Annotated in this window: 19 protein-coding genes; 15 read left to right on the forward strand and 4 right to left on the reverse strand. The window is 69.1% G+C overall.

The window, feature by feature from the left end; genetic code table 11:
* The first annotated feature begins 88 nt into the window (after positions 1-88).
* The 4 genes from metH to GTY58_RS34620 all read left to right on the forward strand — a co-directional run bounded on the left by metH (position 89) and on the right by GTY58_RS34620 (position 8,224).
* Entirely contained in the window at positions 89-3,613 is a 3,525-nt protein-coding gene (metH, locus tag GTY58_RS34605; RefSeq protein ID WP_037646447.1) for a methionine synthase, read from the forward strand.
* A 215-nt stretch (positions 3,614-3,828) separates the two neighbouring features.
* Complete coding sequence (locus tag GTY58_RS34610) at positions 3,829-4,530, forward strand: HAD family phosphatase (RefSeq protein WP_037646449.1); 702 nt, start codon at positions 3,829-3,831, stop codon at positions 4,528-4,530.
* Positions 4,531-4,950: 420 nt separating this feature from the next.
* Complete coding sequence (locus GTY58_RS34615; protein WP_010988069.1) at positions 4,951-6,555, forward strand: ABC transporter substrate-binding protein; 1,605 nt, start codon at positions 4,951-4,953, stop codon at positions 6,553-6,555.
* A gap of 85 nt (positions 6,556-6,640) precedes the next feature.
* The gene (locus tag GTY58_RS34620; RefSeq protein WP_010988070.1) at positions 6,641-8,224 is read left to right on the forward strand and encodes an ABC transporter substrate-binding protein; all 1,584 of its coding nucleotides are present in this window, start codon (positions 6,641-6,643) and stop codon (positions 8,222-8,224) included.
* Positions 8,225-8,313: 89 nt separating this feature from the next.
* Here GTY58_RS34620 and GTY58_RS34625 read toward each other — a convergent pair whose 3' ends face one another.
* On the reverse strand, positions 8,314-8,985 hold the full coding sequence (locus GTY58_RS34625; protein WP_010988071.1) for a response regulator transcription factor: 672 nt from the start codon (positions 8,983-8,985) through the stop codon (positions 8,314-8,316).
* A gap of 16 nt (positions 8,986-9,001) precedes the next feature.
* Positions 9,002-10,084 carry a RecB family exonuclease gene (locus GTY58_RS34630; protein WP_078234565.1) on the reverse strand — a complete coding sequence of 361 codons (1,083 nt, stop codon included), beginning with the start codon at positions 10,082-10,084 and terminating at the stop codon, positions 9,002-9,004.
* Between the two features lie 247 nt (positions 10,085-10,331).
* Here GTY58_RS34630 and GTY58_RS34635 point away from each other — a divergent pair, with 247 nt between their 5' ends.
* From GTY58_RS34635 to GTY58_RS34645, 3 genes are all read left to right on the forward strand, one after another.
* Positions 10,332-11,981: a site-2 protease family protein gene (locus tag GTY58_RS34635; protein WP_079121374.1), complete on the forward strand. Its 1,650-nt coding sequence runs from the start codon at positions 10,332-10,334 to the stop codon at positions 11,979-11,981.
* A gap of 40 nt (positions 11,982-12,021) precedes the next feature.
* Complete coding sequence (locus GTY58_RS34640; RefSeq protein WP_010988074.1) at positions 12,022-12,924, forward strand: tRNA (adenine-N1)-methyltransferase; 903 nt, start codon at positions 12,022-12,024, stop codon at positions 12,922-12,924.
* A 189-nt stretch (positions 12,925-13,113) separates the two neighbouring features.
* A complete protein-coding gene (locus GTY58_RS34645) occupies positions 13,114-13,689 on the forward strand; it encodes a hypothetical protein (protein ID WP_010988075.1) in 576 nt (191 codons plus the stop codon).
* Between the two features lie 79 nt (positions 13,690-13,768).
* On the opposite strand, the gene GTY58_RS34650 is transcribed toward GTY58_RS34645, so the two are convergent.
* Complete coding sequence (locus GTY58_RS34650) at positions 13,769-14,074, reverse strand: ferredoxin (RefSeq protein WP_010988076.1); 306 nt, start codon at positions 14,072-14,074, stop codon at positions 13,769-13,771.
* A 254-nt stretch (positions 14,075-14,328) separates the two neighbouring features.
* Here GTY58_RS34650 and arc point away from each other — a divergent pair, with 254 nt between their 5' ends.
* From arc to prcA, 6 genes are all read left to right on the forward strand, one after another.
* On the forward strand, positions 14,329-16,095 hold the full coding sequence (gene arc, locus GTY58_RS34660; protein ID WP_010988077.1) for a proteasome ATPase: 1,767 nt from the start codon (positions 14,329-14,331) through the stop codon (positions 16,093-16,095).
* A 235-nt stretch (positions 16,096-16,330) separates the two neighbouring features.
* Positions 16,331-17,842 carry a depupylase/deamidase Dop gene (gene dop, locus GTY58_RS34665; protein ID WP_010988078.1) on the forward strand — a complete coding sequence of 504 codons (1,512 nt, stop codon included), beginning with the start codon at positions 16,331-16,333 and terminating at the stop codon, positions 17,840-17,842.
* Positions 17,843-17,997: 155 nt separating this feature from the next.
* Positions 17,998-18,216, forward strand: coding sequence for a ubiquitin-like protein Pup (locus tag GTY58_RS34670; RefSeq protein ID WP_010988079.1), 219 nt, complete (start codon positions 17,998-18,000; stop codon positions 18,214-18,216).
* Positions 18,217-18,249: 33 nt separating this feature from the next.
* Positions 18,250-18,843 (forward strand): endonuclease VII domain-containing protein, encoded by a 594-nt coding sequence (locus tag GTY58_RS34675; protein WP_107083127.1) that lies wholly within the window; start codon positions 18,250-18,252, stop codon positions 18,841-18,843.
* Positions 18,795-19,640: a proteasome subunit beta gene (gene prcB, locus GTY58_RS34680; RefSeq protein WP_010988081.1), complete on the forward strand. Its 846-nt coding sequence runs from the start codon at positions 18,795-18,797 to the stop codon at positions 19,638-19,640. The genes GTY58_RS34675 and prcB overlap by 49 nt, the downstream gene beginning before the upstream one ends.
* A 67-nt stretch (positions 19,641-19,707) precedes the next feature.
* Positions 19,708-20,469 carry a proteasome subunit alpha gene (gene prcA, locus GTY58_RS34685; protein ID WP_010988082.1) on the forward strand — a complete coding sequence of 254 codons (762 nt, stop codon included), beginning with the start codon at positions 19,708-19,710 and terminating at the stop codon, positions 20,467-20,469.
* Positions 20,470-20,525: 56 nt separating this feature from the next.
* Here prcA and GTY58_RS34690 read toward each other — a convergent pair whose 3' ends face one another.
* Positions 20,526-21,542: a LacI family DNA-binding transcriptional regulator gene (locus tag GTY58_RS34690; protein WP_010988083.1), complete on the reverse strand. Its 1,017-nt coding sequence runs from the start codon at positions 21,540-21,542 to the stop codon at positions 20,526-20,528.
* A 121-nt stretch (positions 21,543-21,663) separates the two neighbouring features.
* Between GTY58_RS34690 and GTY58_RS34695 the strand changes: the two genes are divergently transcribed.
* Positions 21,664-22,923 carry an MFS transporter gene (locus GTY58_RS34695; RefSeq protein WP_010988084.1) on the forward strand — a complete coding sequence of 420 codons (1,260 nt, stop codon included), beginning with the start codon at positions 21,664-21,666 and terminating at the stop codon, positions 22,921-22,923.
* Positions 22,924-22,932: 9 nt separating this feature from the next.
* Positions 22,933-24,294: a Pup--protein ligase gene (gene pafA / locus GTY58_RS34700; RefSeq protein WP_010988085.1), complete on the forward strand. Its 1,362-nt coding sequence runs from the start codon at positions 22,933-22,935 to the stop codon at positions 24,292-24,294.
* Positions 24,295-24,320 lie beyond the last annotated feature (26 nt).

Consider the following 24,320-nt stretch of genomic DNA (forward strand, 5'->3'; position numbering starts at 1 on the left):
ACGGCCCTGCCCCGGGCTACCCTGGCCGGGTGCGCCTTCCATGGGAAGCGCAAAGCCGACAGCCGTCGCACTCCAGGGAGCATCTTCCATGGCCTCGTTGCCGAATCCGTCCCCTTCGTCCGCCTCCGCCGCGAGCCGGAGCCGAACCGACGCCCTACGCGAAGCCCTCGCCACCCGTGTGGTGGTGGCCGACGGCGCGATGGGCACGATGCTCCAGGCACAGGACCCGACGCTCGAGGACTTCGAGAATCTCGAGGGCTGCAACGAGATCCTGAACCTGACCCGCCCCGACATCGTGCGCTCCGTCCACGAGGCCTACTTCGCGGTGGGCGTCGACTGTGTGGAGACCAACACCTTCGGAGCCAACCACTCGGCGCTCGCCGAGTACGACATCGCCGACCGTGTCTTCGAGCTGTCCGAGGCCGGGGCCCGGCTGGCCCGCGAGGTGGCCGACGAGTTCGGCACCGGCGACGGCCGCCAGCGCTGGGTCCTCGGCTCGATCGGCCCCGGTACGAAGCTGCCGACGCTCGGCCATGTGGGATACGGCACCCTGCGCGACGGCTTCCAGGCGAACGCCGAGGGCCTGATCGCGGGCGGCGCGGACGCCCTGATCGTGGAGACCACGCAGGACCTGCTCCAGACGAAGACCTCCGTGCTGGGCGCCCGGCGGGCGATGGACGCGACCGGCGTGGACCTGCCCCTGCTGGTCTCGATGGCGTTCGAGACGACCGGCACCATGCTGCTGGGCTCCGAGATCGGCGCCGCGCTCACGGCGCTCGAGCCGCTCGGCATCGACATGATCGGCCTGAACTGCTCGACCGGCCCCGCGGAGATGAGCGAGCACCTGCGCTATCTCACCCGCCACTCCCGCATCCCGCTGCTCTGCATGCCGAACGCCGGTCTGCCGGTGCTGACCAAGGACGGCGCGCACTTCCCGCTCGGCCCCGAGGGACTGGCCGACGCCCAGGAGAACTTCGTACGCGACTACGGCCTGTCCCTGGTCGGCGGCTGCTGCGGTACGACACCCGAACACCTGCGCCAGCTCGTGGAGCGGGTGCGGGGGGTCGAGCCCACCGAGCGGCGCCCCCAGCCCGAGCCGGGCGCCGCCTCCCTCTACCAGACCGTCCCGTTCCGCCAGGACACCGCGTACATGGCGATCGGTGAGCGCACCAACGCCAACGGCTCCAAGAAGTTCCGCGAGGCCATGCTGGACGCCCGCTGGGACGACTGCGTGGAGATGGCCCGCGACCAGATCCGCGAGGGCGCGCACATGCTCGACCTGTGCGTCGACTACGTGGGCCGCGACGGCGTCGCCGACATGGAGGAACTGGCCGGCCGCTTCGCCACCGCCTCCACGCTGCCGATCGTGCTGGACTCCACCGAGGTCGACGTCCTGCGCGCCGGACTGGAGAAGCTCGGCGGCCGGGCCGTCATCAACTCCGTCAACTACGAGGACGGGGACGGCCCCGAGTCGCGGTTCGCGAAGGTCACCCGGCTCGCCCAGGAACACGGCGCCGCGCTGATCGCGCTGACCATCGACGAGGAGGGCCAGGCCCGCACCGTCGAGACCAAGGTCGCCATCGCCGAGCGGCTCATCGAGGACCTGACGACGAACTGGGGCATCCACGAGTCGGACATCCTCATGGACTGTCTGACCTTCACCATCTGCACCGGTCAGGAGGAGTCCCGGGGGGACGGCATCGCCACGATCGAGGCGATCCGCGAGCTGAAGCGCCGCCGCCCGGACGTCCAGACCACGCTGGGCCTGTCGAACATCTCCTTCGGCCTCAACCCGGCGGCCCGCATCCTGCTCAACTCGGTCTTCCTCGACGAGTGCGTGAAGGCGGGCCTGGACTCGGCGATCGTGCACGCGAGCAAGATCCTGCCGATCGCGCGCTTCGACGAGGAGCAGGTCACCACCGCGCTCGACCTGATCTACGACCGGCGCTCCGAGGGGTACGACCCGCTCCAGAAGCTGATGGCGCTGTTCGAGGGAGCCACCACCAAGTCCCTCAAGGCGGGCAAGGCCGAGGAACTGGCCGCCCTGCCCCTGGACGAGCGGCTCAAGCGGCGCATCATCGACGGTGAGAAGAACGGCCTGGAGGCCGACCTCGACGCGGCACTCCAGGACCGGCCGGCCCTCGACATCGTCAACGAGACACTCCTCGACGGCATGAAGGTCGTCGGCGAACTGTTCGGGTCCGGCCAGATGCAGCTGCCGTTCGTCCTCCAGTCCGCCGAGGTCATGAAGACGGCGGTGGCCCACCTGGAACCGCACATGGAGAAGTCGGACGCCGAGGGCAAGGGCACCATCGTCCTCGCCACCGTCCGCGGCGACGTGCACGACATCGGCAAGAACCTCGTCGACATCATCCTGTCCAACAACGGCTACAACGTCGTCAACCTCGGCATCAAGCAGCCGGTCTCCGCGATCCTGGACGCCGCCGAGGAGCACCGGGCCGACGTCATCGGCATGTCCGGGCTGCTGGTCAAGTCCACGGTGATCATGAAGGAGAACCTGGAGGAGCTGAACCAGCGCGGGCTGTCGGCCGACTACCCGGTCATCCTCGGCGGCGCGGCGCTGACCCGCGCGTATGTCGAGCAGGACCTGCACGAGATCTACCAGGGCGAAGTCCGCTACGCCCGGGACGCGTTCGAGGGCCTGCGCCTGATGGACGCGCTGATCGGCGTGAAGCGGGGCGTGCCCGGTGCGGCGCTGCCCGAGCTGAAGCAGCGCCGGGTGCGCGCGGCCGCGGTCGAGGTCGAGGAGCGGCCGGAGGAGGGCGCGGTCCGCTCCGACGTCGCCACCGACAACCCCGTCCCCGCGCCGCCGTTCCGGGGCACCCGCGTCATCAAGGGCATCCAGCTCAAGGAGTACGCCTCCTGGCTGGACGAGGGCGCCCTGTTCAAGGGCCAGTGGGGCCTCAAGCAGGCGCGCACGGGCGACGGGCCGACCTACGAGGAACTGGTGGAGAGCGAGGGCCGGCCCCGGCTGCGCGGACTGCTCGACAAGCTCCAGACCGAGAACCTGCTCGAAGCGGCCGTCGTCTACGGCTACTTCCCGTGTGTGTCCAAGGACGACGACCTGATCATCCTGGACGAGCAGGGCAACGAGCGCACCCGCTTCACGTTCCCGCGCCAGCGCCGCGGCCGCAGGCTGTGCCTGGCCGACTTCTTCCGCCCGGAGGAGTCCGGCGAGAGGGATGTCGTCGGGCTCCAGGTCGTCACCGTCGGCTCGCGGATCGGCACGGAGACCGCCAAGCTCTTCGAGGCGAACTCCTACCGCGACTACCTCGAACTGCACGGCCTGTCCGTGCAGTTGGCGGAGGCGCTGGCCGAGTACTGGCACGCCCGGGTCCGTTCCGAGCTGGGCTTCGCCGGCGAGGACCCGGACCGGATGGAGGACATGTTCGCCCTCCAGTACCGGGGCGCCCGCTTCTCCCTCGGCTACGGCGCCTGCCCCAACCTGGAGGACCGCGCCAAGATCGCCGCTCTGCTCGAGCCGGAGCGCATCGGCGTACACCTGTCCGAGGAGTTCCAGCTGCACCCGGAGCAGTCCACGGACGCGATCGTGATCCACCACCCGGAGGCGAAGTACTTCAACGCGCGATGAAACGCGCGACGAGCCGGGCGGCGAGGTGCCGGGCTGCGACAAGCCGTGTGGCGCCGCGCGCCGCGAGGCTCGGTGACGCGCGCCGGGACGTACGTCCACGCATGCTGAGCATGCTGATCGGATAAGTCGTACACTGGTCGGTCCACTGCAGGCCGGTTGCCCTTTTGCCAAAAAAGGGCAGCCGGCCTGATCGTCCCTCAAGGAGGTGCGCCCGGATGACCAGTACGGTCCCCGCGCTCGGTACCCGTTCGGCCGAAGGCTCCGCTCTGCAGGCCGTGCTCCTCGACATGGACGGCACCCTGGTGGACACCGAGGGCTTCTGGTGGGACGTCGAGGCCGAGGTCTTCGCCGCCCTCGGGCACCCGCTCGACGAGTCCTGGCGCCATGTCGTGGTCGGCGGCCCCATGGCGCGCAGCGCGGGCTTCCTCATCGAGGCCACCGGTGCCGACATCACCCTCGCCGAACTCACGGTGCTGCTCAACGACGGGTTCGAGGCACGTATCGGCCGTACGCTGCCGCTGATGCCGGGCGCCGCACGGCTGCTGGCCGAACTCGCGGCGCACGAGATCCCCACCGCCCTGGTCTCCGCCTCGCACCGGCGCATCATCGACCGGGTCCTGACCTCCCTCGGCTCCCAGCACTTCGCGCTGACCGTGGCGGGCGACGAGGTGGCGCGCACCAAGCCGTTCCCCGACCCGTATCTGCTGGCGGCCTCCGGACTCGGCGCCGAGCCGGCGAGATGCGCGGTCATCGAGGACACGGCGACCGGTGTCGCGGCCGCGGAGGCCGCCGGCTGCCGGGTGGTCGCCGTCCCGTCGGTGGCCCCCATCGCACCCGCCGCCCGGCGCACTGTCGTGACCTCTCTCGAAGAGGTCGACCTGCCATTTCTCCGCGGCTTGATGACGGAAATGCGCTAAGCGTTCACCGAGCGTACGGAGCCGAATACGGGGAATTTCCAAGACGTCGCAGGGAGTAATTCAAGGTCGCCGGATGGCCGAATTCCGGTACCCCCCCACCGAGTTGCGAGTGTGACGTTCGCCACTCACCAGGGGGTCGACAGCGGGGGCGACATGTGCAGCTCTCCCCTTTTCGGGGGGCGGTGACGTGCCCTTGTGTCCCAATTAGTGGAACACTGTACTAATCCTTCCCGCAGCGGGTTTCCCGTGCGTCCGCAGCCGGTCTCACTGCGTGATGGGAACTCAACTCCGGTTGCTGCGAGCCGTCGTGCTGGTGCGGACTAATCTCGTCGCGAGAACATCGCCACAACCCCCCGTGATCCGCCGCGCCACCCCTGCATGCCGGGTACACGGACTCGACAGCTCTGGAGAAAATCGAGCATGAACCGCAAGACTTTGGTGCTGCCGGCGGTCGTCGGCCTGCTCGCCCCGGTGCTCGCCGCCTGCGGCGGATCCGACAGCGGGAGCAGTGGCGGCGGTTCGGTCGTCGTCGGCACCACTGACCGGTTCACCGCCTCCAGCGACGCCCCCGCGCCCGTCGACCCGGCGTACGCGTACGACGTGGGCACCTGGAACATCCTGCGCCAGACGGTGCAGACCCTGATGGTCCAGCCCCGCGGCGACGGCGAGCCGGAGCCCGAGGCCGCCGAGAGCTGCGGCTTCACCGACACCGGCAACGAGCGCTACGCCTGCAAGCTGCGCAAGGACCTGAAGTTCTCCAGCGGCAAGGCCGTCACGGCGGCCGATGTGAAGTTCTCCATCGACCGCGCCCGCTCGATCAAGGCCGACAGCGGTGTGTTCGCCCTGCTGTCGACCGTCGACACCGTCGAGACGCAGGGCGACCGTGAGGTGATCTTCCACCTCAAGACCGCGGACGCCACCTTCCCGTTCAAGCTGTCGACCCCGGTCGCCGGCATCGTCAACCCTGACGACTACGAGAAGGACAAGCTGCGCGACGGCTTCAAGATCGACGGCTCCGGGCCTTACACGATGGAGGCCGAGGAGAAGGACAACGAGCTGGTCAAGGCCGTCTTCACCAAGAACCCCAACTACAAGGGTGCGCTGAAGGTGAAGAACGACGAGGTCGAGATGAGGTCGTTCGAGGACGCCTCGGCGATGGGCGCCGCCCTCAGCAAGGGCGACATCGACCTGATGACCCGCACGATGACGCCGGACCAGATCCAGAAGCTCTCCACCGACTCGAAGGGCGACGTCAACCTCGTCGAGATGCCCGGCCTGGAGATCCGCTACCTGGCCTTCAACACCGACGCCACGACCGTCAAGACCAAGGCGGTCCGCCAGGCGGTGGCCCAGCTCGTCAACCGCGGCGAGCTGGTCTCCAAGGTGTACGGCTCCACGGCCGAGCCCCTCTTCTCGCTGGTCCCGGCCACCATCACCGGACACTCCAACTCGTTCTTCAACAAGTACGGGGACGCGAGCGTCGCCAAGGCCAAGTCGCTGCTCGCCAGGGCGAGCATCACCACCCCGGTGAAGCTGACGCTGCACTACACGACCGACCACTACGGCTCGGCCACCAAGACCGAGTTCCAGCAGCTGCAGCAGCAGCTGAACAACAGCGGTCTGTTCGACGTCCGCATCAAGGGCGAGCCCTGGTCGACCTTCCGCCCGGCCGAGCAGAAGGGCAAGTACGACGTCTACGGAATGGGCTGGTTCCCCGACTTCCCCGACGCCGACAACTACATCGCGCCGTTCCTCGACAAGGACAACTTCCTCGGCTCGCCCTACGCGAACAGCGAGATCATCGGCAACCTGATCCCGCAGTCCCGTCGTGAGGCCGACCGTCTGACCGCGTCGAAGTCCATCACTGACATCCAGGACATCGTTGCCAACGACGTACCGGTGCTGCCGCTGTGGCAGGGCAAGCAGTACATCGCCGCCCAGGACGACATCACCGGCGCCGAGTGGGCGCTCAACTCCTCGTCCACGCTTCAGCTCTGGGAGCTCGGACGCGGTGTGAGCGACTGACGCGGCACTGCCTAGACTCAAGGGGTACCGACCCCGGGCCTCGTGGAGCCCGGGGCTCTCGAGACCTGACGAGAAGGCACCTGTAGTGAACATGCGCAACCAGTGGCCGGTCCTGTCTGTCGCGACGGGGCTGGCCGCCGGCCTGCTCACCGGATGCGGGTCGGACACGGGCGACTCCGGAGGCACCGGCTCCGAGGTCGTGATGGGGATGTCCGACGACGTCCTGGCGACCGACCCCGCCTCCGGCTACGACCCGGGGTCCTGGCTGCTGTTCAACAACGTCTTCCAGTCGCTGCTGAGCTTCCCCAAGGGCGGTACGGAACCCGAGCCCGAGGCCGCCAGGGAGTGCAAGTTCACGGACACGGAGACGAAGGTCTACTCGTGCACCCTGAGGGACGGACTGAAGTTCAGCAACGGTGACGCGCTCACCTCGAAGGACGTCAAGTTCTCCTTCGACCGCATGCTGAAGATCAACGACGCCTCCGGCCCCGCGATCATGTTCCCCATGCTGGACAGGGTCGAGACGCCCGACGCGAAGACCGTCACCTTCCGCCTCAAGACCCCCGACGCCACCTTCCCCAGCAAGATAGCCTCCGGCGCCGGCTCGATCGTGGACCACAACTCCTACTCCGCGACGGGACTGCGCAAGGACGGCGGCGCGGTCGGCTCCGGTCCCTACAAGCTGGACTCCTTCGACGACGACAAGGCCGTCTTCTCCGTCAACGACAGCTACAAGGGCACCGCCAAGGTGAACAACTCCGGCGTGACCCTCACGTTCTTCCACGGCAACCAGACCGCCCTGAAGAACGCGCTGCTGAACAACGAGATCGACGCCGCCTACCGGGGCCTGGCCGCCGCCGACGTCGCCGACATCGACAACGACACGTCCACCGGCAAGGGCATCAACGTCGTCGAGGGCACCAGCGCCGAAGTCCAGCACATGGTCTTCAACATGGACGACCCGGTGGCGGGCAAGCTCGGAGTCCGCAAGGCCATCGCCTACCTCCTCGACCGCGACGCCCTCGTCAACAAGGTCTACGACAACACGGCGACGCCGCTCTACTCGATCATCCCGGCCGGGATCGCCGGCCACGACACGTCCTTCTTCGACACCTACGGCGCCCGCCCCTCGAAGGCGAAGGCGGCGGCCGCGCTGCTGGCCGAGGGCATCACCGGCAAGGTGAAGCTGACCCTCTGGTCCACGCCGTCGCGCTACGGCCCGGCCACCGACGAGGAGTTCCGGACCATCGCCGGACAGCTCAACGCCAGCGGGCTGTTCGACGCGACCGTGAAGTCCGTCGCCTACAGCCAGTACGAGAAGGACATCGCCCAGGGCAAGTACGGCGTGTACGTGAAGGGCTGGGTGCCCGACTACCCGGACCCCGACAACTTCACCGCGCCGTTCTTCGGCAAGGGCAATGTGCTGAGCAACAACTACTCCAACAGCACGATCACCGGTCAGCTCATCCCGAAGACCGCCGCCCAGAGCGACCGCGCCTCCACCGACGCGGAGTACGGCAGGCTCCAGGACATCGTCGCCGAGGACCTCCCCGTCATCCCGGTCTGGCAGGCCAAGCAGTACGCGGTCGTCCGGGACAACGTCTACGGCCTCGAGTACTGCCTCGACGCGTCGACGGTGTTCCGGTTCTGGGAGATCAGCAAGGGCTGATCCCGCGGTCGTACCTACACCGAGGGCGCCCCCTTCTCGCGGAAGGGGGCGCCCTCGACGTACACCCCGTACGGGCGCGGGGGACCCGGCTACTGCGCGCCGGGGCGCACCAACCCGCTCTCGTACGCGTACACCGCGGCCTGCACCCGGTCGCGCAGCCCCAGCTTGGTGAGGACGTGACCGACGTGCGTCTTGACCGTGGTCTCGCTGACGAACAGGTCGGCGGCGATCTCCGCGTTGGACAGCCCGCGGGCCACCAGCTTCAGCACCTCGACCTCGCGTTCGGTCAGTGTGTGCAGCGTGTCCGGGACGGGCTCGTCACCGGACGGGAGGTGCCCGGCGTACTTGTCGAGGAGCCGGCGCGTGATGCTCGGCGCGAGCATCGCCTCGCCGGCCGCGACCACCCGGATCGCCTGCACCAGCTCATTGGCCGGGGCGTCCTTGAGCAGAAACCCGCTGGCCCCGGCCCGCAGCGCCTCCACCACGTACTCGTCGAGGTCGAAGGTGGTCAGCACGAGCACCTTGGCCGGGCCGTCCCGCCCGGGACCGGTGATCTGCCGGGTCGCTTCCACTCCGTCCATCCGGGGCATACGGATGTCCATCAGAACCACATCGGGCTGCAGCGCACGCACCTGGTCGAGCGCCTGGAGTCCGTCTCCGGCCTCGCCGACGACCGCGAGGTCCTGCTCCGCCTCCAGAATCATCCGGAAGCCGGTACGCAGCAGCGGCTGGTCGTCGACCAGTAGGACGCGGATGGCCACGGTGAGTCTCCTTCAGCTAGTCCGGCCCCATTCTGCCCTGCTCCCTGCCGCCGGACTCGGGCGGCCCGATCTGGAGCGGATACGGCGGCGGAGTACCGCCGAACTCCGGGCACACGGCCTGGTGGTCGCACCAGCCGCACAGCTTGGTGGGCCGCGGCCGCCAGTTGCCCGTCTCCGTGGCCAACTGGATCGCGTCCCACAGCGCGTGCAGTTTGCGCTCGACGCGCTCCAGGTCGGCGACGACCGGGTCGTACGTCAGGACGTCGCCGCTGCCGAGATAGACGAGCTGAAGCCGCCGCGGCACCACGTTCTTCAGCCGCCACACCACGAGGGCGTAGAACTTCATCTGGAACAACGCGCCTTCGGCGTACTCCGGCCGCGGGGCCTTGCCGGTCTTGTAGTCGACGATCCGCACCTCGCCGCTCGGCGCGACGTCGACGCGGTCGATGATCCCGCGCAGCCTGAGCCCGGAATCCAGCTCGGCCTCGACGAACAGCTCGCGCTCGGCGGGCTCGAGCCGCGTCGGGTCCTCCAGGGAGAACCACCGCTCCACGAGCTGCTCCGCCTCACCCAGCCAGCGCGCCAGCCGCTCACCCTCCGGATCGTCGGCGAACAGCTCGACGACCTCGGGCCTGCTCTCGCGCAGCCGGTCCCACTGGCCGGGGACGAGGGACCTGGCACGCGGCGCGGTCCGCTCGGCGGCGGGCGCGTCGAAGAGCCGCTCGAGCACCGCGTGCACGAGCGTCCCCCGCGTCGCCGCCTCACTGGGCTTCTCGGGCAACTTGTCGATCACCCGGAACCGGTAGAGCAAAGGGCACTGCATGAAGTCACTGGCACGCGAGGGAGACAACGAGCGGGGCGGCACGGCGACGGTCACGGCGGCCGTGCCCTCGGAGGCCGCCGGAGCCGCCGACGAGGCGGCCTCGGCCGACGCCGGCGGCGCGCCCGCTCCGCTGGACGCCCCCGCCGGGCCCGGCCCGAGCCACGCGGCCGCCGGGGCCGACGCGGGGGGCCCGACCGCCGGGGACGGCGGCGCTGGCGCGGCCGGCGCGCCGTCGCCCGCAGGGTCCGGTGCTGTGCCCTCGGTGCTCGTTTCCATGACCACAGACCATACGGCCCACCACTGACAGTGACCCAGCCGCGGGCCCCGCCGCCCTCCCGCGGGCCCGCCGCTGTCCGGGCGCCGCACACGACGGCGCCGCTCTCCTTTCCGCGCCGCACGCGACGGCGCGGAAAACAGAGGGGGTGCCGGGGCGGAACGCGCCGCAACGGCCGCATACCATCGACCAGAGACCCTCCCGCCCTGCATGATCGGGACAGGGAGACGCTTCGATCGAGGGGACATCGTGGACGAGAGCGGCGGGAGCGGGCAGCCGCGCTCCGGCAACGACCGGGCGACCGACCGCCACCCAGGGCCGTCGGCCCCGGCCACCGACACCCCACACCCCGACCCGGAGCCCCACGAGAACCAGACCCCGCCGACGCCCCCGCAAACACCGCCCGGCGAACCGGCCACCCCCGCCTCCGACGGGCCGTCGGCATCCGAGGCAGCCGTCGTCCGAGCAGCCGGTCGCCCGAGACCGACCCGGCGAACACCGGACAGGGCACACCGTCCGACGAGAAAGCGGACCCAGGCACCCACCGGTCCGGCAACCCCCGCGGAGCCGCACCCCCACCACCCCGGCACCCCCGAAGCAGACCAGGCACCCGCCGCCCCCCGAGCCGACGAAGCCCCCCACCCGGCCGACGAACACGCCACAGCCCCCCGCACCCTCGCCCACTCCGACACGGGCACGGGCAGCGGCAGCGGCACCGGCAAGGGCCGCCCGCCCCGGCGACCCAAAGAGCCCGGCGGCGGACTGCTCATGGGCCGCCCCTTCGGCGTCCCCGTGTACGTCGCCCCCAGCTGGTTCCTCGTCGCCGCCCTCATCACCTGGGTGTTCGGCGGCCAGCTGGATCGCGTACTGCCCGAACTCGGCGCCGCCCGCTACCTCGTCTCCCTCTTCTTCGCGGTCGCCTTCTACGCCTCCGTCCTCATCCACGAACTCGCCCACACCGTCGCCGCCCTGCGCTTCAAGCTGCCCGTGCGCCGGATCCAGCTCCAGTTCTTCGGCGGAGTCTCCGAGATCGAGAAGGAGACCGAAACCCCCGGCCGCGAGTTCGTGCTGGCCTTCGTCGGCCCCCTGCTCTCCCTGATCCTCGCGGGGATCTTCTACCTCGCCATGCAGACCGTGGACCGGGGCACCGTCCCCGGCGTCCTGATCGCGGGCCTGATGATCTCCAACCTCATCGTCGCCGCGTTCAACCTGCTGCCCGGCCTGCCCCTCGACGGCGGCCGCATGCTCCGCGCCGTCGTCTGGAAGATCACCGGCAAGCCCATGAGCGGCACCATCGCCGCCGCCTGGGTCGGCCGCGCCCTCGCCGTCGCCGTCCTGATCGGCCTCCCCCTGCTCACCCAGACCGGCGCACTCGGCTCGAACGCCGAGGACGTCGGCGGCATGGACACCGTCACGGACGCCCTGCTCGCCGCCATCCTCGCCGCGATCATCTGGACCGGCGCCGGCAACAGCCTCCGCATGGCCCGTCTGCGCGAACACCTCCCCGAGCTGCGCGCCCGCAACCTCACCCGCCGCGCGGTCCCCGTGGAGACCGACACCCCGCTCTCCGAAGCCCTGCGCCGCGCCAACGACGCCGGCGCCCGCGCCCTGGTCGTGGTCGACGCCGACGGCGAACCCCTCTCGCTCGTACGCGAGGCCGCCATCGTCGGCGTACCGGAACACCGCCGCCCCTGGGTCGACGTCAGCGGCCTCGCCCAGGACCTCACCGACGGCATGCGCATCTCCGCCGAGCTCGCCGGCGAGGACCTCCTCGACGTCCTGCGCGCGACCCCCGCCACCGAATACCTGGTGGTGGAGGAGTCCGGCGAGATCTACGGCGTCCTGTCCGCCGCGGACGTGGAACGCGCCTTCGTGAAGGCCATGGCCAGGCCGAACTGAGATGGTCGGCGGCCCCTCGAACGACCGGTAGGCTGGTCACATGTCCGAACCGACCGGTGCCGCCCGCAGGCGCGGGCCCTTCAAGGTCGGGGACCAGGTTCAGCTGACCGACCCCAAGGGCCGCCACTACACGTTCACGCTCGAAGCGGGGAAGAACTTCCACACCCACAAGGGTTCCTTCCCGCACGACGAGCTGATCGGCTCCCCCGAGGGCAGCGTTGTCCGCACCACGGGGAACGTCGCCTATCTCGCGCTGCGCCCCCTGCTCCCCGACTACGTCCTGTCCATGCCCCGCGGCGCCGCCGTGGTCTACCCCAAGGACGCGGGGCAGATCCTCGCCTTCGCCGACATCTTCCCCGGCGCGCGCGTCGTGGAGGCGGGCGTGGGCTCCGGATCGCTCAGCAGCTTCCTGCTGCGCGCCATCGGCGACCAGGGCATGCTGCACTCGTACGAGCGCCGCGAGGACTTCGCCGAGATCGCCCAGCAGAACGTGGAGCGCTACTTCGGCGGCCCGCACCCCGCCTGGCAGCTCACCGTCGGTGACCTCCAGGACAACCTGAGCGACACGGACGTCGACCGCGTCATCCTCGACATGCTCGCCCCCTGGGAGTGCCTGGAGGCCGTCTCCAAGGCGCTCGTCCCCGGCGGCATCCTGTGCTGCTACGTCGCCACCACCACCCAGCTCGCCCGGACCGTCGAGTCCATCCGTGAGATCGGCTGCTTCAACGAGCCGACCTCCTGGGAGTCGATGATCCGCAACTGGCACGTCGAGGGCCTCGCCGTCCGCCCCGACCACCGGATGATCGGCCACACCGGCTTCCTGCTCACCGCCCGCCGCCTCGCCGACGGCGTCGAGCCGCCCATGCGCCGCCGCCGCCCCGCCAAGGGCGCCTACGGCGAGGACTACACCGGCCCCAACGCCGACGGAGGCGCCGGCCGCTGAGGCGGCCCCGTGCCGCGTTCAACGTACAAGTGCCGTGGCCGAGTTCCCGACAAGCGTCCGGGAACTCGGCCACGGCTCCTTTTGGTTGACGCGGCACCAGAACCTTCGACCCCGCCGTTCCCCCGCACTGTGACGTGTGGCACCATGCGGGACACCCCACCGGCACAGCCCACAGGAGACGCTTCTCTCGTGCAGCAATCCGCCGTCCCGGAACTGGCACACACCACCACCCGCCCCATCCACTGGGTCGCCACGGCCACCGCCCTCGCCGGGGTCGTCGCGCTCTCCTCCGTACTGCAGCCCGGCTCCGCGACAGCGGCCCAGCCCGGCCCCGGAACGAAGGCGGCCAAGGTCGCGACAGCGCCCCCCGATCCCGCGAAGGCCGACTTCCCGCTCGACTGCGGCCCCACGAAGCTCCTCGTCCAGAAGAAGGCCTCCGGGGACCTCGACGGCGACGGACAGCCGGAGACCGTGGCCGTGGTCCGCTGCGACGCGAGCATGGGCACCCCGCCCGACGGCGTCTACGTCCTCACCCGGGCCGCGGACGCCAAGAAGCCCCGCGTGGTGGCCACACTCGTGGACCCGAAGGACCGGCTGACCGTCACCGACTTCGCGGTGCGCGACGGAGCGGTCACCGCCACGTTCCTCGGCTACTCGTCGTCCGACGTGCCGAGTTGCTGCCCCGACGTGAAGGACCGCGCCAAGTGGCAGTGGAAGGGCGGAGCGTTCGTCCGCTCGACACCGTCCGCAGCACAGAGCGTGTGAGAAACACCCCGCCCGGCCCGACGGGTGTGAGAAACCAGACAGGAAAGTGACGAGGAGTGGCCGTCAGGTCACTTCTTGTTCACTCCGCGTCCGGCCCGTAGACCTCGACGCTGTCCGAAACCCGACGCACGTGGATGCAGTCGCCAGGACACTCCTTCGCGGAGTCGGCGACATCCCGCAGAAGCGTCAGGGGTACGGGCGTTGTGGCGCCCTTGGCCTGCAACAGCTCGTCGTCCGCGCTCTTGACGTAGGCCAGGCCGTCGATGTCCAGCTCAAAGACCTCGGGGGCGTACTGGACACAGATGCCGTCGCCCGTACAGAGATCCTGGTCGATCCAGACCTCCAGCGCCTCACCGTCGACTGCGGCCTCCTGCTGCACGGTCATTTCTCCTGCCGTTTCCTGCGTCGAGCGACCCGATTCGTCAGCAAGTCGGGCCAGCTCTGACGGGTGTTGAACACTTCGACCCTACCTCCGTCCGCTTCCCAATCATGTTGGGTGGGTATTCCCCTGGCGTGAGGGAGAGCGCAAGGGTGAAGATCGGACACACCTCGACAGTCTTTGTGATCTAGGGGTTTCAATCGACACCCACCCAGGTAGGGTCTGGAAGCGTCCAGCTCCCCTTGGAGGAGGTGAGGACCGTGGCAGCCCACGACGACGACATGAACCGCGGCATCCGCCCGGGAAGAGGGTCCGACGACCCCGCCGGGCAGATTGCCTACCTTGAGCAGGAGATCGCCGTCCTGCGACGCAAGCTCGCCGACTCTCCGCGACACACGAGGATTCTCGAAGAGCGGATCGTCGAGCTGCAGACCAATCTGGCCGGCGTGTCCGCACAGAACGAGCGGCTCGCCAACACGCTCCGTGAGGCCCGCGACCAGATCGTGGCCCTCAAGGAAGAGGTCGACCGGCTCGCACAGCCACCGGCCGGCTTCGGTGTCTTCCTCACGGCGAACGAGGACGGCACGGCGGACATCTTCACCGGGGGCCGCAAACTCCGGGTGAACGTCAGCCCCAGCGTGGAGCTCGAAGAGCTCAGGCGCGGCCAGGAACTGATGCTCAACGAAGCCCTCAACGTGGTCGAGGCCATGGAGTACGAGAGCGTCGGCGACATCGTCACCCTCAAGGAGATCCTCGAGGACGGCGAGCGCGCCCTCGTGGTGGGGCACACCGACGAGGAACGGGTGGTACGGCTCGCCGAGCCGCTGCTGGACGTCACCATCCGCCCCGGCGACGCCCTGCTGCTCGAACCCCGCTCCGGCTACGTCTACGAAGTCGTACCGAAGAGCGAGGTCGAGGAACTCGTCCTCGAAGAGGTCCCGGACATCGGCTACGAGCAGATCGGCGGTCTGGGCAACCAGATCGAGATGATCCGCGACGCGGTCGAGCTCCCCTACCTCTACCCCGACCTCTTCAAGGAGCACGAACTGCGGCCACCCAAGGGTGTCCTGCTGTACGGGCCTCCAGGATGCGGAAAGACGCTCATCGCCAAGGCCGTCGCCAACTCGCTGGCCAAGAAGGTCGCCGAGGTCACCGGACAGGCCACGGGCAAGAGCTTCTTCCTCAACATCAAGGGCCCCGAGCTCCTGAACAAGTACGTCGGCGAGACCGAGCGGCAGATCCGCCTCGTCTTCCAGCGTGCTCGTGAGAAGGCCAGCGAGGGCACACCGGTCATCGTCTTCTTCGACGAGATGGAGTCCCTCTTCCGCACCCGCGGCTCGGGCGTCAGCTCGGACGTGGAGAACACCATCGTCCCGCAGCTCCTCGCCGAGATCGACGGTGTGGAAGGCCTGCAGAACGTGGTCGTGATCGGCGCCTCCAACCGAGAGGACATGATCGACCCCGCCATCCTGCGCCCCGGACGTCTCGATGTGAAGATCAAGATCGAGCGGCCGGACGCCGAGGCGGCGAAGGACATCTTCGGCAAGTACCTCACCGAGCGTCTCCCCCTGCACACCGAGGACGTGGGAGAGCACGGCGGGGACCGGTCGGCCACCGTCCACGGCATGATCCAGACCGCCGTGGAACAGATGTACGCCGAATCCGAGGAGAACCGCTTCCTGGAGGTCACCTACGCCAACGGAGACAAGGAAGTCCTCTACTTCAAGGACTTCAACTCCGGCGCCATGATCGAAAACATCGTCGGGCGCGCCAAGAAGATGGCGATCAAGGACTTCCTCGAGCACAGCCAGAAGGGCCTGAGGGTCTCCCACCTCCTCCAAGCGTGCGTGGACGAGTTCAAGGAGAACGAGGACCTGCCAAACACCACGAACCCGGACGACTGGGCCCGAATCTCCGGAAAGAAGGGCGAACGGATCGTATACATCCGTACCCTCATCACCGGAAAGCAGGGCGCGGACACAGGGCGCTCCATCGACACAGTGGCCAACACCGGTCAGTACCTGTAGAAGGACAGGGCGGCTGCGGGTGCCCACACCGGGTACCCGCAGCCGACTGTTTTTCAGGCCACGGTTGGAGCAAGGCAATGACGCAAATGATCTCCCCACCAGCGCAAAGGCGTTCTAGGCTCTTTCGTACCGCCGAGTCGCGCAGTGCGGGGACGGGCACCGCACACGCACCGGAGCGCCAGCGGTACTTGAGCAGCGTCCCCGACCGAGGGCGCCGCCGGGCAAGGAGGGCCGCATGACCGTACGGCGAGTAATGGGCATTGAGACGGAGTACGGGATCTCCGTCCCTGGCCACCCCAACGCCAATGCCATGCTCACCTCATCCCAGATCGTCAACGCATACGCGGCGGCGATGCACCGGGCGCGCCGCGCCCGGTGGGACTTCGAGGAGGAGAACCCGCTGCGGGACGCGCGAGGCTTCGACCTCGCCCGCGAGGCCGCCGACTCCAGCCAGCTCACCGACGAGGACATCGGCCTGGCCAATGTCATCCTCACCAATGGGGCACGGCTGTACGTGGACCACGCGCACCCCGAGTACAGCGCCCCGGAGGTCACCAACCCGCGGGACGCCGTCCTGTGGGACAAGGCCGGCGAGCGCATCATGGCGGAGGCCGCGGAGCGCGCGGCCCAGCTCCCCGGCGCCCAGCCGATCCACCTCTACAAGAACAACACCGACAACAAGGGCGCCTCCTACGGCACGCACGAGAACTACCTGATGAAGCGGGAGACCCCCTTCTCGGACATCGTGCGCCACCTCACGCCGTTCTTCGTCTCCCGTCAGGTCGTCACCGGAGCGGGCCGCGTCGGCATCGGTCAGGACGGGCACGAGCACGGCTTCCAGCTCAGTCAGCGCGCCGACTACTTCGAGGTCGAGGTGGGCCTGGAGACCACCCTGAAGCGCCCCATCATCAACACCCGGGACGAGCCGCACGCGGACGCCGAGAAGTACCGCAGGCTGCACGTGATCATCGGCGACGCGAACCTGTCGGAGATCTCGACGTATCTCAAGCTGGGCACGACGGCCCTGGTGCTGTCCATGATCGAGGACGGCTTCATCGCCGTCGATCTGGCGGTCGACCAGCCCGTACGCACCCTGCACCAGGTCTCGCACGACCCCACGCTGAAGCGGCTCGTCACGCTTCGTAGCGGGCGCACGCTGACCGCCGTGCAGCTGCAGATGGAGTACTTCGAGCTGTCGCGCAAATACGTGGAGGAACGGTTCGGGGCCGACGCGGACGAGCAGACCAAGGACGTCCTGGTCCGCTGGGAGGACACCCTGAACCGCCTGGAGAACGACCCGATGAGCCTCGCCGGGGAGCTGGACTGGGTCGCCAAGCGGGAGCTCATGGAGGGCTACCGGCGCCGGGACGACCTCGACTGGGACGCGGCCCGGCTGCACCTGGTCGACCTCCAGTACGCCGACGTACGCGCCGAGAAGGGCCTCTACAACCGTCTGGCGGCCCGCGGCCGGATGAAGCGCCTGCTGGACGAGAACGACGTCGAGCGGGCCCGCACCAAGCCCCCTGAGGACACGCGCGCGTACTTCCGCGGACGCTGCCTGGAGCAGTACGCGGACGACGTGGCGGCGGCCTCCTGGGACTCGGTGATCTTCGACCTGCCAGGGCGGGACTCACTGCAACGCGTTCCAACCCTGGAGCCGCTTCGCGGAACGCGTAATCACGTCAAGGAGCTCCTCGACCGCTGTCGTACGGCGGAGGACCTGGTCAGGGTCCTGTCAGGCGCCTGAGCGGGCCGTCGGGGCGATTCGTCCCGACGGGGTGGAAACGGTGGCGTCCGGGAATCATCGAGGTGGCTCCCGGACGTTGCAGCAACTGCAGGGCCGATGTCGGACCCGGCCAGTAGGGTCTGATCAAGAACGTCGAACCGAGCGGGGTGAGGTAGATGGCGACCAAGGACACCGGCGGCGGACAGCAGAAGGCGACGCGCAACACCGAGGAGGTCGAGGAGCAGGCGCAGGACGCGCAGGCTTCCGAGGACCTCAAGGAGCGCCAGGAGAAGCTGAGCGACGATGTCGACTCGGTTCTGGACGAAATCGATGATGTCTTGGAAGAGAACGCCGAGGATTTCGTTCGATCATTCGTTCAGAAAGGCGGCGAGTAGCCTTCGAATTGAAGGCCGATGGGGGCGTCGGGGTTGGTAAACGAAGAGGGCGTGAAGCGCTGTGTGCGGTGTGGCGAGTGCCGGCCGCGCGCAGCCTTCGCTCGCAGGCGGTCGAACCTCGACGGCCTGCAGCGACATTGCCGAGAGTGCGCATCGGACTATCACCGAGCGCGTCAGGAAAGCCTGGGCAAGAAGGTCCGTCCCAAGGTCGAGGTGCCCGAAGGGCACAAGCTTTGCCTGAAGTGCGGCGAGGTCAAGCCGTGGAGCGCGTGGCACCGTAACGCCACGGCTTCGGACGGGCTGTCGACACGCTGCAAGGCGTGCCGAGCCGTCGAGGGGCGTGCGGGCCACCTCAAGCGCCACTACGGCCTCACGGAAGCCGAGCGGGACGAGATGGTCGCGTCCCAGATGGGGATCTGTGTGATCTGCCTGAAAGCCCCGGCAGCTCATGTGGATCACTGCCACAGGACGGGTAGTGTCCGTGGCGTACTGTGCTTCAACTGCAATTCGGCCATCGGCAAGTTGGGAGACGATCCCGACGCTGTTCGTCGGGCTGCCGCCTACCTGGAAGGAACCCCGTGGAAGCCAACACTCGTAGCACCGGGCGTCTACCGGCTGCCTTCCTGACACCTGGGTCGTCGTCCTTCATGGACTTCCTGTCCGAGCACCAGCCGGAGATCCTCCCGGGCAACCGGCAGCTGCCGCCCACCCAGGGCGTGATCGAGGCCCCGCACGGCACGACCATCGTCGCCACCACGTTCCCGGGCGGGGTGGTCCTCGCCGGTGACCGGCGGGCCACCATGGGCAATGTCATCGCACAGCGCGACATCGAGAAGGTCTTCCCGGCCGACGAGTACTCGGCGGTGGGCATCGCCGGTACGGCGGGTCTGGCCGTCGAGATGGTGAAGCTGTTCCAGCTGGAGCTGGAGCACTTCGAGAAGGTCGAGGGTGCCACGCTCTCCCTGGAGGGCAAGGCGAACCGCCTCTCCACGATGATCCGTTCCAACCTCGCCATGGCCATGCAGGGCCTGGCCGTGGTACCCCTCTTCGCGGGCTACGACGTGGACCGCGAAAAGGGCCGCATCTTCTCCTACGACGTCACCGGCGGCCGCTCCGAGGAGCACGGCTACGCCTCCACCGGCTCCGGCTCGATCTTCGCGCGCGGTGCCATGAAGAAGCTCTACCGCGACGACCTGACCGAGCAGCAGGCCACGACGCTCGTCATCCAGGCCCTGTACGACGCGGCCGACGACGACTCGGCGACAGGCGGTCCCGATGTCGCCCGCCGGATCTACCCGATCGTCACCGTGATCACCGAAGACGGATTCCGCCGGCTCACCGACGAGGAGTCCTCCGAGATCGCCCGCGCGATCCTGGAGCGGCGCCTGGAGCAGCCCGACGGCCCGCGGGCCGCGCTGCTCTGAGCCGCTTCTCCTGTCAGGTGACCCAGTGAATTCGACGGAATTGCGGAAAGAAAGGGACGGATAACCGGTGTCGACGCCGTTCTATGTCTCCCCCCAGCAGGCCATGGCCGACCGGGCGGAGTACGCCCGCAAGGGCATCGCCCGTGGTCGCAGCCTTGTCGTGCTGCAGTTCGCCGACGGCATCGTGTTCGTCGGCGAGAACCCGTCCCGCGCGCTGCACAAGTTCAGCGAGATCTACGACCGGATCGGCTTCGCGGCCGCCGGCAAGTACAACGAGTACGAGAACCTCCGGATCGGCGGCGTCCGCTACGCCGATCTGCGCGGTTACACCTACGACCGGGACGACGTGACCGCTCGCGGTCTCGCCAACGTCTACGCCCAGACGCTGGGCACGATCTTCTCCAGCGCGGCCGAGAAGCCGTACGAGGTGGAGCTGGTGGTCGCCGAGGTGGGGGAGACCCCGGAGGGTGACCAGATCTACCGGCTGCCGCACGACGGCTCGATCGTGGACGAGCACGGCTCGGTCGCGGTCGGCGGCAACGCCGAGCAGATCAGCACCTACCTGGATCAGCGCCACCAGGACGGTATGACGCTCGCCGAGGCGCTCAAGCTGGCCGTCCAGTCCCTGTCCCGCGACACGAACGGCAGCGAGCGGGAGATCCCCGCCGAGCGCCTGGAGGTCGCGGTCCTGGACCGTACGCGCCCGCAGCAGCGCAAGTTCAAGCGGATCGTGGGCCGTGAGCTCTCTCGTCTGCTGGAGGCGGCCGGAGCGAGCACCGCGGGCGAGGCCGGGAGTGCCGAGGACGAGGGCTCCGACGACGAGAAGTAGCGGCTTATTTCGCCCTTCGACGCCCCGGCCGGGTTTCCGGCCGGGGCGTCGGGCGTTCAGGACGTGCGTGGCGGCGCCGTGGAGCCCCGTATGACGAGTTGCACGGGGATGTCGCCCTCCTCGGGGGTGCGGCCCTCCAGGACGGCCAGGAGGGCCGCCATGCCCCGCTCGCCGAAGCGCTCCGCGTCGAGGCGGACGGTGGTCAGCTCCGGGTCGATGGCCGTGGCGAGGGCCAGGTCGTCGAGACCGGTGACGGAGATGTCGTCGGGGACGCGCAGCCCGAGGCGCCGGGCCGCCTTGTAGGCGCCGGCCGCCAGCTTGTCGTCGTCGCAGACCAGCGCGGTGGGCCGGGGGCCGGGGGCCGCGAGCGCGGCCTCCGCGGCGGCGACGGCGCCCTCGATGGAGATGGGCGCGCGGGTCGTGCGTACCTCGGTGCCCGGGATCGTGCCCACGCGCGCGGCGAGTTCCCGGGCGCGCACCTCGAACGTCCAGGACGGGATGTCCGCCGCCAGATGCAGGAAGCGGCGGTGCCCCAGGGCGAGCAGATGTTCCGCCACCTGACGCACGCCGTCCGCGATGTCCAGGTTCACGGTCGCCGCGCCCAGGCTGCCCTCCGGGTCGCTGTCCAGCATCACCAGCGGCAGCTGGTCGCCCCGGATGGCCGTGAGCGCGTCCGCGGCCATCGAGGAGGCGATCACGCCGTCCAGGGCGGCCTGCGCCGAGCCGAAGGGGTCCCGGGCCGGGCCGATGCCTTCGGGGGAGGGGTAGAGCACCACGCCGAAGCCGTGTTCCGCGGCGAGGCGGGCGGCGCCCGTGTAGACGCCGGCGAAGAACTCCGTGGTCAGGGCCGGCACCACGAGGAGCACGGTCCGGGTGCGGCCGAGGCGCAGATTGCGGGCGGCCAGGTTCGGTCGGTAGCCCAGCTCCCGCGCGGCCTCCCGTACCCGTTCCGCCGTCGCCTCCGAGACCCGTCCGCGCCATTTCTCGCCGAGTACCAGTGACACCGCGGCCTGGGAGACTCCGGCGGCCTGGGCGACGTCCCGGCTCGTGGGGTGCGTGCTGGCTCGTGCCACCGTCGGACCTGCTCCTTCGTCTGGACTCGCGGACAGCGCACATGGTACGTATGACCGACGAAGTTATACGTAAAACCTCAGGCGTCGGGCCGCTCCGGGCGCCGCGGAGAGAAGGCGGGACATGGCCGCGGGATACCTGGAGATCCTCCGAGCGAGGCACGCCGCGCGGCTGCTCACCGGCACGCTGGTGGGCCGGCTGCCGAATGCCACCGCCGCGATCGCCGTCGTGCTGTTCATCCGTGCCGAGGGCGGCACTTACAGCCTCGCCGGGGCGCTCGCCGCCGTGTACGGGGTCGCCAACGCGGTGGGCCAGCCGCTGCTCGGCCGCCTCGTGGACCTGTACGGGCAGCCGCGCGTGCAGCTGCCCGCGGCGCTCGTCTCCGCCCTCGCCATGACCGCCTTCGCCCTCAGCGGCACCAACCCGCTGCCGCCCGCGTATGTCTCCATGGCCGTCGCCGGACTCTTCACCCCGCCGCTGGAGGGCGGACTGCGGGCCCTGTGGCCCTCCGTCCTGCGCCGGGAGGACCAGGTGCACACGGCGTACGCGATGGACGCGGTGGCCCAGGAAGTCATGTTCACCGTCGGCCCCTTGCTGGTGACCCTGTGCGTGGCGTTGTGGTCCGCCCAGGCCGCGCTCGTGGTGCTGAACGTCATCGGTGTCCTGGGCGCCCTCTCCGTGGTCGTCTCGCCCCCCTCGCGCGCGTGGCGTTCGGCGCCGCGCGAGGCACACTGGCTGGGTGCTCTGCGCTCGCCCGGACTGCTCGCGCTGCTCGGCGCGTTCCTGTTCGTGGGGCTCGCGCTCGGCTCCATCACCGTCGCGGGCGTGTCGTACGCGGACGACAACGGCGGCGACGCGGTCTACGGCTGGCTGATGGCGGCGCTCGGACTCGGCGCCCTCGTCGGCGGCACGGTGTACGGGGCGCGGCAGTGGGGCGGTGCCCCGGAGCGGCGACTGCGGGGGCTCGTCGCCCTGCTGGCGGTCTGTTACCTGCCGCTGGTGCTGGTGCCCGGCCCGGTCGCCATGACGGCCCTGACGGCGCTCGCCGGGGTCTTCCTCGCCCCCTGTATCGCCTGCGCCTTCATCATCGTCGACCGGCACGCGCCGAGTGGAACCGTCACCGAGGCGTTCTCCTGGCTTGTGACGACGTTCACCGTGGGCGCCTCGGTCGGAACGGGCCTGGCGGGCCCGGTCGTCGAGTGGGGCGGAACCCTGTGGGGGTTCGCCGTACCGGGGGTCGCCGGGGCCGTCTCCCTGCTGGTTCTGCTGGCCACGGGGCGGGTCCTCGCAGCTCCCGCCGGGGGGCCGGTGGTTGCGGCCTCGTCGGAAAATGATCCAAACCGTGCTGTCGAACCCCGTTTCAGCTCAGGGGATCGGGCGTAATGTTCAGTCATGGACCGCCGCATTTTCGGGCTGGAGAACGAGTACGGCGTCACGTGTACGTTCAGGGGACAGCGCCGCCTGTCTCCCGACGAGGTGGCGCGGTACCTCTTCCGCCGTGTCGTGTCATGGGGCCGCAGCAGCAATGTCTTTCTGCGGAACGGTGCCCGCCTCTATCTCGACGTGGGATCACATCCGGAATACGCGACACCCGAATGTGACAACGTGACCGAACTGGTCACCCACGACAAGGCCGGCGAGCGCATTCTCGAGGGACTGCTCGTAGACGCCGAACGACGCCTGCACGAGGAGGGAATCGCGGGCGACGTCTACCTCTTCAAGAACAACACCGACTCGGCGGGCAACTCGTACGGGTGTCACGAGAACTATCTGGTGGCACGGCACGGGGAGTTCTCCCGGCTCGCGGACATCCTCATTCCGTTCCTGGTGACCAGGCAGCTTCTGTGCGGTGCCGGCAAGGTGCTGCAGACTCCGCGAGGCGCCGTCTACTGCGTCAGCCAGCGCGCCGAGCACATCTGGGAGGGTGTCAGCTCCGCGACGACCCGCTCCCGGCCGATCATCAACACCCGCGACGAGCCGCACGCGGACGCCGAGCGCTACCGCCGGCTGCACGTCATCGTGGGCGACTCGAACATGTCCGAGACGACCATGCTCCTCAAGGTCGGCGCCACCGACCTCGTGCTGCGCATGATCGAGGCGGGCACGGTGATGCGCGACCTGACCCTGGAGAACCCGATCCGGGCGATCCGCGAGGTCAGCCACGACATCACGGGCCGCCGCAAGGTGCGCCTGGCCAGCGGCCGCGAGGCCTCCGCCCTGGAGGTGCAGCGCGAGTACTACGAGAAGGCCGTGGACTTCTGCGAGCGCCGCGGCATCCGTACCGGCACCGTCGAGCAGGTCCTCGAACTGTGGGGCCGCACGCTCGACGCGATCGAGGCCGAGGACCTCGACCGGATCGGCACCGAAATCGACTGGGTGATGAAGTACAAGCTCATCGAGCGGTACCGGGCCAAGCACAACATGACGATGTCGCACCCGCGCGTCGCCCAGATAGACCTCGCCTACCACGACATCCACCGCCGTCGTGGTCTCTACTACCTGCTGGAGAAGCGGGGACAAGCCACCCGGATCTGCAATGACTTGAAGATCTTCGAGGGCAAGTCCGTTCCTCCGCAGACCACTCGGGCCCGGCTGCGCGGCGACTTCATCCGGCGCGCCCAGGAACAGCGCCGCGATTTCACCGTCGACTGGGTTCATCTCAAGCTCAACGACCAGGCGCAGCGCACCGTGTTGTGCAAGGACCCGTTCCGTTCCGTCGACGACCGGGTGGAGAAGCTGATCGCCGGAATGTGAGCCGCTCGTCCCGGAGCGTGTTTCCG

Origin of the sequence: Streptomyces sp. SID5469, from assembly GCF_009862865.1 — a bacterium.
In the GTDB taxonomy this organism is placed as follows: domain Bacteria; phylum Actinomycetota; class Actinomycetes; order Streptomycetales; family Streptomycetaceae; genus Streptomyces; species Streptomyces avermitilis.

Bases quoted from the DNA above. Each gene is read 5' to 3' on its own strand.
- GTY58_RS34640 (WP_010988074.1), top strand. From the start codon at position 12,022: ATGTCCGAACCGACCGGTGCCGCCCGCAGGCGCGGGCCCTTCAAGGTC.
- metH (WP_037646447.1), top strand. From the start codon at position 89: ATGGCCTCGTTGCCGAATCCGTCCCCTTCGTCCGCCTCCGCCGCGAGC.
- GTY58_RS34650 (WP_010988076.1), bottom strand. From the start codon at position 14,074: ATGACCGTGCAGCAGGAGGCCGCAGTCGACGGTGAGGCGCTGGAGGTC.
- GTY58_RS34670 (WP_010988079.1), top strand. From the start codon at position 17,998: ATGGCGACCAAGGACACCGGCGGCGGACAGCAGAAGGCGACGCGCAAC.
- GTY58_RS34615 (WP_010988069.1), top strand. From the start codon at position 4,951: ATGAACCGCAAGACTTTGGTGCTGCCGGCGGTCGTCGGCCTGCTCGCC.
- GTY58_RS34630 (WP_078234565.1), bottom strand. From the start codon at position 10,084: ATGGAAACGAGCACCGAGGGCACAGCACCGGACCCTGCGGGCGACGGC.
- pafA (WP_010988085.1), top strand. From the start codon at position 22,933: ATGGACCGCCGCATTTTCGGGCTGGAGAACGAGTACGGCGTCACGTGT.
- dop (WP_010988078.1), top strand. From the start codon at position 16,331: ATGACCGTACGGCGAGTAATGGGCATTGAGACGGAGTACGGGATCTCC.
- GTY58_RS34610 (WP_037646449.1), top strand. From the start codon at position 3,829: ATGACCAGTACGGTCCCCGCGCTCGGTACCCGTTCGGCCGAAGGCTCC.
- GTY58_RS34695 (WP_010988084.1), top strand. From the start codon at position 21,664: ATGGCCGCGGGATACCTGGAGATCCTCCGAGCGAGGCACGCCGCGCGG.